The following is a 1649-nucleotide window of genomic DNA, read 5'->3' as shown; positions in this document are numbered from 1 at the left end:
ACCGGCACGTCGGCCGGCGCCATCAACGCCAGCGTGCTGGCGGCGCGCGCCGGCAGCTTCGCGCGCGGGCTGGAGGGCCTGGCCGGGGTGTGGCACAACCTGCGCGTCGGCGACGTGGTGCGCTGCGACCACCGCGCGCTGTACGGGCGCGCCGTGCGCTGGCTGGCGGCTCTGGTCGCCGGCGGCCTTGGGCGGCACAACCCGCGCTCGCTGCTGGACTGCCGGCCGCTGCGCGCGCTGCTCGAGCGGCACGTCAACTTCGCCCGCATCGAGCTTCACCTGCGCCGCGGCGCGCTGGACGCGCTCGCCGTCACCGCGTCGGGCTACGGCAGCAGCCGCGGCGTCACCTTCTATCAGGCCGCCGGCCACCCGCCGCCGTGGCAGCGCGAGCGCACGCTCAGCTGCCCGGCCGAGCTGACGCTGGATCACGTGATGGCCTCGGTGGCCATCCCGCTGCTGTTCGAGGCGGTGCGCCTGGACGACGACTGGTACGGCGATGGCGCCATGCGCGACCACGCGCCGCTGTCGGCCGCCATCAACCTCGGCGCCGAGCGTCTGCTGGTGCTGACCACCCGCAACAACGACCCGGTGCCGCTGCCGCAGCCGCCGCCGTACCCGACGCTCGGCAAGATCGGCGGCTACGTGCTCGACTCGCTGTTCATGGACGCCGTCGGCGCAAACCTGGAGCGCCTGCGAGGCCTGAACGAGCTGGTGCAGCGGGCGGGCAGCGAGCCGCCACAACGTTTCGGCCGCCCGCTGCGCCACATAGACGCCTGTCTGCTCGCGCCGAGCGTGGACCTGCGCGAGATCGCCGCGCGCCACAGCGGCCGCTTTCCCACCTTGCTGCGGCGCCTGCTGCGCGGCATCGGCGCGTTCGGCGCGCTGTCGCCGCTGCCGAGTTATTTGCTGTTCGACGGCGCCTTCTGCAGCGAGCTGATGGACCTGGGCTACGCGGATGCGCAGCGGCAGAGGGACGCCATCATAGCGACGGTGCTCGGGTCAGGCATAACAATATGAGAATTTAATAATTCTCAAGAATAAGTCGCGTCCGTACCCTGACGGCCTCGTTCTTTAGTGCCCGGTGCCGTCGTCCATGGCCACACCCGCTCTCGTCACCCACGCCATCGCCGTGCTGGAAGCCGCCCAGGCGCACGCACCTGCCGTGCACACCAACAGCTTCGGCCCGGAGGGGGTGGTGCTGACGCACCTCATCAGCCGCCACGCACCGGCCATCCGCACGGTGAGCCTAGACACCGGCCGGCTGCCGGAAGAAACCTACGCTGTGGCCGAGGCGCTGCGCCGGCGCTATGGCGTCGACATCGACTGGTACTACCCGGACGCCGACGCGCTGCGCGCCTTCACCCGCCAGCACGGCGTGAACGCCTTTTACGACAGCGTCGAGCTGCGCCGCCGGTGCTGCGCCATCCGCAAGGTGGAGCCGCTAGTTCGGGCGCTCGCCGGGCAACGCGCCTGGATCACCGGGCGGCGACGCGATCAGAGCCAACACCGCTCGGCGCTGCCCGAGCGCGAATGGGACGAGCAGCGCGGCATCTTCAAGTTCAACCCGCTGGCCGAGTGGAGTGAGGCCGACGTGTGGGCCTTCATCCGCGCCCACGACATCCCGTACAACGCCCTGCATGACCGCCATT

General features: G+C 71.0%; 2 protein-coding genes. Both read left to right on the top strand.

Translation table 11 applies throughout. The features are described from left to right. The coding region (locus PHC73_RS12760; RefSeq protein WP_300128936.1) for a patatin-like phospholipase family protein at window positions 1-1017 on the top strand (1017 nt) is incomplete at its 5' end. 76 nt (window positions 1018-1093) lie between these two features. Further along, window positions 1094-1649: phosphoadenylyl-sulfate reductase (locus tag PHC73_RS12755; RefSeq protein WP_300128933.1), on the top strand; the 556-nt coding region annotated here is incomplete at its 3' end.

The organism is Immundisolibacter sp., from assembly GCF_028696615.1.
Taxonomy (GTDB): domain Bacteria; phylum Pseudomonadota; class Gammaproteobacteria; order Immundisolibacterales; family Immundisolibacteraceae; genus Immundisolibacter.
This window is presented reverse-complemented; position numbering and strand designations above follow the sequence as displayed.